This is a genomic window from Streptomyces sp. NH27 (assembly GCF_056859195.1).
The window spans coordinates 1-7,303 of record NZ_JACEGK010000403.1; the positions used below are offsets into that span (position 1 = coordinate 1).

At 68.2% G+C, this 7,303-nt stretch carries 4 protein-coding genes; 3 read left to right on the forward strand and 1 reads right to left on the reverse strand.

Annotated elements, in window-relative coordinates; translation table 11 throughout:
• Nucleotides 1-964: 964 nt before the first annotated feature.
• From AC13HU_RS27325 to AC13HU_RS27335, 3 genes are all read left to right on the forward strand, one after another.
• Entirely contained in the window at nt 965-1,570 is a 606-nt protein-coding gene (locus tag AC13HU_RS27325; RefSeq protein WP_483044614.1) for a LuxR C-terminal-related transcriptional regulator, read from the forward strand.
• A 53-nt stretch (nt 1,571-1,623) separates the two neighbouring features.
• Nucleotides 1,624-2,901: a cation:proton antiporter domain-containing protein gene (locus AC13HU_RS27330; protein WP_483044615.1), complete on the forward strand. Its 1,278-nt coding sequence runs from the start codon at nt 1,624-1,626 to the stop codon at nt 2,899-2,901.
• 75 nt (nt 2,902-2,976) lie between these two features.
• The gene (locus AC13HU_RS27335; protein WP_483044616.1) at nt 2,977-5,715 is read left to right on the forward strand and encodes an AAA family ATPase; all 2,739 of its coding nucleotides are present in this window, start codon (nt 2,977-2,979) and stop codon (nt 5,713-5,715) included.
• Nucleotides 5,716-6,382: 667 nt separating this feature from the next.
• Here the strand turns inward: AC13HU_RS27335 and AC13HU_RS27340 are convergent.
• Nucleotides 6,383-6,613 carry a DUF5988 family protein gene (locus tag AC13HU_RS27340; protein WP_483044617.1) on the reverse strand — a complete coding sequence of 77 codons (231 nt, stop codon included), beginning with the start codon at nt 6,611-6,613 and terminating at the stop codon, nt 6,383-6,385.
• Nucleotides 6,614-7,303 lie beyond the last annotated feature (690 nt).

Below are 7,303 nucleotides of genomic sequence, written 5' to 3' on the forward strand. Positions count from 1 at the left end.
AGACTGACGGCACATCGAAGCTCCGGGCGGTACAGGCGACTTGACTGGTCACCTGCACCGACCGGAGCTTCGTTGCGTGCGTGGCGGGCCACCGGACCATCGTGATGCCGTCGTGACCAGCCCATCTGCTTGATCACCAAGACTTTGAAACCGCCCTGGCCTCCAGGTGCACGGCCGGCCTTCCGAAACGGCGCGGCTGATAAACCGAAGTCCTGTAACGAACGCCCTACCCAAACCTGAAATCACCCGAAGGTGGCGCAAACCAAACGAACCCACGATCCCCGACTAATCTATCGCATAATTAAAACCGGATTACTTCGCTCCACCGCCGGTGACTCGAAGCAGTTCTCTGGCCCGAGCTTCTTGACCTCCCACATAGGGACTGGCTACCATCGGCGATGGCTCAATCTCGGGGGTGTATAGGCAGTGAATAGAGCCTCAAATGCGTACATGGGATGTATGGCGACGCCGAGCCCTCATCGCATGGCCAGGTTATTAAGCCAAGGGACTGGACCGGCCGTCAGTGGCGGTTTTCTCCTGGCCGTAGAATGGAGCAGGCGCGCTGCCGGCCGTTGTACTCCCAGCGCGATAGAGCCGAGGTTGTCGAAGCCGCCGGATTCGCGACGGCGACCTTTGCCCACGTGCCGGTAGCCGGGCGCATCCGGTGTGCTGACGGGTCGACGGACGGATGGCGGTCCGCTGCCGCCGTGCCAGCAACTCCGCGGCTGGGGCGGAGCACCCCCTTGTGCCCGTGATGAGGACGGTCTACGCGCGCTGCTGGCCGATGGGCGTCGCGACGCACCGCACCGTCACTGGTCTGGCGGGGTCTTTCCGTACGGCCGACCGGCGTCGCCGGACGTCGACATCGCACGGGACGGGCCGCTCTCGGCCGGGCCACCGAGCTGACCACCGGTTCGACCCTTTTCGGCCGCCGGCGAATCGTTCCTCATCCCAGGAGGAATCAATGATCATCAAAGTAATGATATCGGACGATTTGCTGCTTTCCCGCAGTGCGCTTGCCGCGTTGATGGAGAAGTGCGAGGAGATCCGGGTCGTCGGGGCGGTCGGCGGCGACGCCGATGCGTTGGAGTTCGCTGAGATTCACCGGCCGGATATCGCGGTCATCAGCTTCGACGGCGCTGACAGCAGCGCGATCAGCGTTGCCGAGAAGATCGCGAGCCTGCCGGAGTGCCGGAGCCTGGTGCTGGCCGAGAGTTTCACCCGATCGATCGCCCGGCAGGCGTTCTCCGGCGGCGTCGACGGCATGTTGCAGCGGAGCGTACCGCCCAGTCGCTTCTTCGAGGGCCTGCACCGGGTCCACCAGGGTGAACGCGTCTTCGACGCCGACCTCATGGTTGCAGCCCTGGCGAACGCGGGCTGCCCGCTGACCGCGCGCCAACTCTCCGTCCTGGAATGCCTTTCCCACGGAGACACGATCGTCGAGATCGCGACACGGTTGCACCTTTCCGAGGGCACCGTGCGCAACTACCTCTCCTCCCTTGTGGCGAAGCTCGGCGCGCGCAATCGCATCGACGCGTTACGGATTGCCAGAGATGCGCACTGGCTCTGAGAGCGGCACGGCGCTAATCGTTCTTATCGACCAAACGGGGGTTGGTAATGCAAATGGACGTGGTGACGGCCGACGTGGTCGGCGACATCGCACTCGTACTCGGGGCGTCCGGAATCCTCGGAGCCCTCGCGCGTCGCATAGGGCAGCCGACGGTCTTCGGTCAGATCGCCGCCGGTGTCATCCTCGGACCGAGTCTGCTCGGTAGACTTCCCGGTAACCCGACGGACCACCTCTTCCGGCCCGAGGCGGTGCCCTTCATCTCCGTGATCGCCCAGATCGCCGTGGTGATCTTCATGTTCGGCGTGGGCTACGAGATCGACCTGGGATCCGTCCGCCGCCACCGCAAGCCGGTCCTGCTCATCTCCACCGGCGCGATGCTCATCCCCCTGGCCCTGGGCTGTCTGGTCGCCCTCGGGGTGCGGCACCTCGGCACCTTCGACTCCCAGCACGCCGACGGCCGTTCCTTCGTGCTCTTCTTCGGCGTCGCGACGTCCATCACGGCTCTCCCGGTGCTCGCGGCGATCGCGGCGGAACGCGGGATCGCCGGGACAGCCGTGGGGAACATCGCCACCTCGGCCGCCGGGCTCATGGACCTGTTCGCCTGGCTCATCCTGGCCGCCGCCCTCATCGGCACCGACGAGGCCGGGAGCAGGCCCTGGCTTGAGACGCTGCTGCTCCTCGCGGGTTTCGCCGCGCTGATGATCTTCGTGGTCCGCCCCGCGCTGAAGTGGCTAACCCAGCGCCCGGGCGCCGTGACGTCGAGCAGCCTGCCGATCGCACTCGTGCTGGCCGCGGCGGGGGCGTGGGCCACCGCCTCCCTCGGCCTGCACCCGATCTTCGGGGCCTTCGTCGCCGGACTCGTCATGCCCAAACCGGACGGCGCACCGGACGCGGACGTGGTGCGCTCGATGGAGCAGACCGGAGGACTGCTGCTGCCCCTGTTCTTCGTGGTCACCGGACTGACGACCAACATCAGTACGCTCAGCCGTCCCGACGTGCTTCTGCTGGCTGTGGTCCTGGCGGGCGCGATCGTCGCGAAGGTCACCTCGGGCTACGCGATGGCGCGGCTCGGCGGTCTCGACCACAGGCAGTCGGTCACCGTCGGCGCCCTGGTGAACACTCGGGGTCTGACCGAACTCATCGCGCTGAACGTGGGGTTGAGCGCGGGAATTATCGACGGTCGGCTGTTCACGGTCCTGGTCCTCATGGCTCTGATCACCACCGCTATGACCGGGCCACTCATCACCGCGATCGACCGCAGGCACGGAGTGGCGCCAGCGCCGAGTGCCCCGGAGGCGGCATCGGCCTCCGAAGCGCACGACTATTCCTGATATTTCACACACATGCTCGCGTGAATTCGTCGGGTGCTGATCCCCCTGTCCCCTGTTGCGAGATTGTGAGAAGTGATGGAGAAACTGGTCGAACGGGACGAGGAAGAAAAGACCCTGGCCCAGATCTACCACGAGAGTTCGCTGGGCCGGTGCCGGATAGTCGCCATCAGCGGCCCGCTGGCAAGCGGTAAGACCGCGTTACTCGAGTCCTTCGCTCGCGAGCCCGCCGAGGCCGGGGCGATGGTCCTGGAGGCCACCGCGTCGAGTTTCGAGCGGTACCAGCCACTGGGGATCGTCGACCAACTGCTGGGGGGACGACGGCTCCTGTCGCACGGGGTGGAAGTCGAGGTGCGCACGCTGGTGGAGAACGCCGGCTGGGGGGGAGCGCACAGCGAGATCTCCCCGCCGATACTCGGCCTGTTGCACAGCGCCCTCCAGTTCCTGGCCGGTGGCCTGCAGTTGGTGGTCTGCATCGACGACGCGCACTTCATGGACGTCGAGTCGATGCGGTACCTGCTCGCACTCATGCGCCGGATGGGCAACGTACCGATGACCGTCGTCCTCACCTACTGTCCGGACATGGGCCGGGAGAGCGTCCAGCGCATCCTCCAGGCTGAGATCCTCAGGATGCCGAACTGCACTCGAATAGTCCTTGAGCCGCTCTCGAAGACCGGTGTGGCGACTTTGCTCGAAGAGCATTTCGGCCTGGAGACGGCCGGGCGGATCGCGTCCGAGTGCAGGGAGCTCAGCGGCGGCCGACCGTTGCTGGTGCGCGCGCTGGCCGAGGACTACACCGGCACGGTCGCGGACTCGGCCGCGCAGCGGCGGCCGGTGGTCGGCCCAGCCTTCGGCCGTGCCGTCCTGAGCTGCCTGTACCGGGCCGAGTCCGTCGTGTTGGAGATTGCGCAGGCGATGGCCACGCTGGGGGAGTTCCGGTCGGCGGCGGTCATCGCGCGGCTCTGCGACATGGACCCGGAATCCGTCGCGCGGGTCGCCGAGTCGCCTGGCGTCGGCGGGCTGCTGGAGCACTGGCTCCTCGGGCAGCCGAGCGTGCGTGAGGCCGTGCTCGGCAGCATCCCGCAGAAGGAGCGGCACGCCATGCGGTCCCGCGCCGCCCGCCTGCTGCCCCACGTCGGCGCCCCCGCCCTGGTGACGGCCGAGCACCTGATGCGTATCGACGAGGCGATCCCGTGGGCCAAGCAGATCCTGTGTGACGCGGCGGACCAAGCCCTCGCCGGCGGGGACCATAGGGCGGCCATCAGCTATCTCGGACGGGCGCACCACGAGAGCGCGGATGGGCGGGAGCGGATCGACACCGCCGCGAGGCTCGCCGACGTCATGTGGCGGTACAACCCCGCGGCGGTGAAGAGCTACCTGCCTGACCTGGTCGCAGCCGCCGAGCACGGCGAGCTGTCTGTCCGGCAGTCGGTCCCCGTCGTCAGAAGCCTGCTCTGGAACGGCCAGGTTGAGCAGGCGACACGCGTGATGGCGCGCCTCGGCGACGACTCCGGCGCGGACGCCGTCCCGTACACCGAGCAGTTGCGGTTGTGGCTCCCGCTCATCTACCCGGGTATCGCGGCCGCCCCGGGGCTCGACGACGCGCTCCCGCCGGACCTTGGCCTTGGCGCGCCCGAGCACCGGGCCGCGGCCGCACTCGGCGCGGTCCTGCGCGGCGCCGGCGAGCAAGGGGCCGTCGCCGCCGCGGGAATCGTCCTTCGGGAGGCACTGGCCGGAACGGCGAGTTCGGCGTCGTCGCTCGCCTCGCTCATGGTGCTGATCTGTTCCGACAACCTGGACAAGGCGTCGGTGTGGTGCGACGCACTCCTCGCCTCCATGGGGGAGACGCACGGGCTCGCGTGGAACGCCATGTTCGCCTCGGTGCGCGCGGAGATCCACTACCGTCTTGGAGACCTGGCGAGCGCCAAGCGACAGGCATATGCCGCCCTCGCGATGATGCCCCGCGAGAGCTGGGGGATGGCCATCGTTTTCCCCCTGTCCCTCCTCATCCTCACCACCACGGCGATGGGGAACCTCGCGGAGGCCGGGCGGCTGTGTGAACTCCCCGTCCCCAGTGCTGCCTTCGGGACCCTGGGTGGAATAGTCTATCTCGACGCCCGTGGCCACTTTCACCTCGCCCGCGGCCGCCACGACAGCGCCCTCCAGGACTTCCTGGCGGCCGGGCACCTGATGAAGGTCTGGGAGGCCGATTGCCCGTCCGCGGTGCCCTGGCGCGTCAACGCTGCCCGCGCGTACCTCCACAAGGGCCTGGTGGCCCAGGCGAGGGAACTCCTGACGGAGCAGATGTCGCTGGTCCCACCGGACCACGCGCGGACGCGCGGCCTGACCTACCGCGCCATGGCAGCCACCCTCAGCCTGAACGAGCGTCTACCGGTGCTGCTGAAAGCGGCGAGCGTCCTCGACCACTCCGGCGACTTGCTGAACCTGGCCTACACCTTCGCCGATCTGGGCCACGCCTACGAGTCACTGGGCGACTCCGTCCAGGCCCGCCGGCACGCCCACAAGGCGAAGGCACTGGCGGATCGCTGCGCCGCGGCGCTCTTGCCGCGGCCACCGGCGGCGGCCGAGGACGGAGCGGAGAGCGCGAACGAGGCCGCCGCGCCCGCCAGCCGGCTCAGCTCGGCGGAGTGGCGTGTGGCGGACCTGGCCGCACGGGGGTCCACGAACGAGCAGATCGCCGGAAAGCTCTTCATCACGGTCAGCACGGTCGAACAGCACCTCACCCGTGCTTACCGGAAACTCGGTATACGCCGCCGTACCCAACTCTCCTTGCGCCTGCCGGAACCCGTCCCCTGACCGCCGCCGCCCACGCGCCACCCGGCGATGGCCCGCGATCTGGTCGCGCGGACACCCGGACCCGTTACCGCCGTGAAGCAGTCCGCGCCGACTCAGTACCAGGAAGGCCGGTTGTCCCCGGACAACCGGCCAGCTGGGGTGAAGTCCCCAGGCGGCCGACCGCGTCTTTGCGGCGTTGATACCCGGGAACCCGGCTGGGGGCCGGCCGTTCTCGTCGCCGGGTCAGCCACCGCGGCTCCCCGGCCCGCAGCCCGCGGGACATCGGTACGGGCAGGCCGCAGCCGGTGCCTCGCGCGCCGGTCGGCCGGTCCGGCAGCCCCATCCACACGCCGGACGGCACCGGTACCAGGACCGTCCTCGTCCACAACGCCAGGGCGTATGTCAGCCGCGCCTCGTCCCACCCGGACCCGCGCGGACGTCATGCGCCGTCCCGCACACCACGGGCTTCAGTGGAGTCGGGTGCACCGCCTGCCGCGCGGGTGTCGGAGCCGGGACATGGTGGCATCCCACGGTCGGCCGGGCTCCGCGGGGTCGCGGTGCCGGACGCCGCGGTTGCGGAGACCGTTGCCCCGGCCGCTGTTGTGGTTCGAACGACACGGCGCCGGCCGCCCGCCGACCGGGTACCACTGACTGGTTTCCGCATCTGTATGCCGGTGATCTCCCGCTCTCATTCAGCGATCTTGGTGGTTCCCACCCAGCGGAAATCGGCGGAGGTCGGGTCGCCCACGGACTCGTAGTGCTCATATCCGTTGCGGTAGCGGATCTTTATCTTCTCGTCCGAGCGGAATGCTTCTTTGAATTCCTCCAGGTCCACAGTGCCGGCGAGCTCCGTCGGCCCTCCTTCGAGCCGGACCTGGCCGCTCGCCCGGTCGGCCGATTCCTTTCCGGTGTGCCACATGCCCTCTCCTCTCGTCGTGTCGACGGTCCAATTCCGCTGAACCCGCCGGGTCCCGTTCACGCCCGGAGGTCACCGATGTGGTCAAGGCGGCCGGTGATGATGTCCATCACCACCGGCCGCGGCACCGAACGGAACCGTCCGGTGCCGGTGCGGACGCGGCTGTCCGGGCGCCGGGTCGCTCGCCAGGTGATTGTCCCTGCCGTTTCCGCCACCGGAAACGCGTAACCGGTCTTGGAACGTCCCGGCAGATCGATGTCCGAGGAACGCACGGCGCTCCGGCCGGACGCTGCTGAGAGCGCCCGCCATGCGTGAAGATTTGCCACGGCTCCATCCTCGCTGGCGGTATTCCGGTCACATTGAGCCTAGCCGTCCGGCTCTGACCCGCACCCCCCTATCCGGCCCCCTACAAAACCCCTTACGGCGACTCGATAACCATCGCTGGCCACGGCGCCGGATCTTTGTGAGCGTCCCGCCCTCGGGTCGGATTGGAAGTTGGCGTGATGCTGGCGGGCCAGTACCGCCTTTGGACCGGATGTGCTTTCCCTTTCGGCCCGGTACTTCAGTCGCACGTTGTGACCTGATGGGTTGTTGGGATGTGGGTTCAGTCGAGGTCGGTGAGGCGTCGCTTGTTGTGGTGCCAGCGGGAGCGGGCTTGGTTGCGTCGCCGCCAGGTGGGCCACTGATGGTGGA

Coding starts and splice junctions, on each gene's coding strand:
- AC13HU_RS27325 (WP_483044614.1), top strand. CDS start 965: ATGATCATCAAAGTAATGATATCGGACGATTTGCTGCTTTCCCGCAGT.
- AC13HU_RS27330 (WP_483044615.1), top strand. CDS start 1,624: ATGGACGTGGTGACGGCCGACGTGGTCGGCGACATCGCACTCGTACTC.
- AC13HU_RS27335 (WP_483044616.1), top strand. CDS start 2,977: ATGGAGAAACTGGTCGAACGGGACGAGGAAGAAAAGACCCTGGCCCAG.
- AC13HU_RS27340 (WP_483044617.1), bottom strand. CDS start 6,613: ATGTGGCACACCGGAAAGGAATCGGCCGACCGGGCGAGCGGCCAGGTC.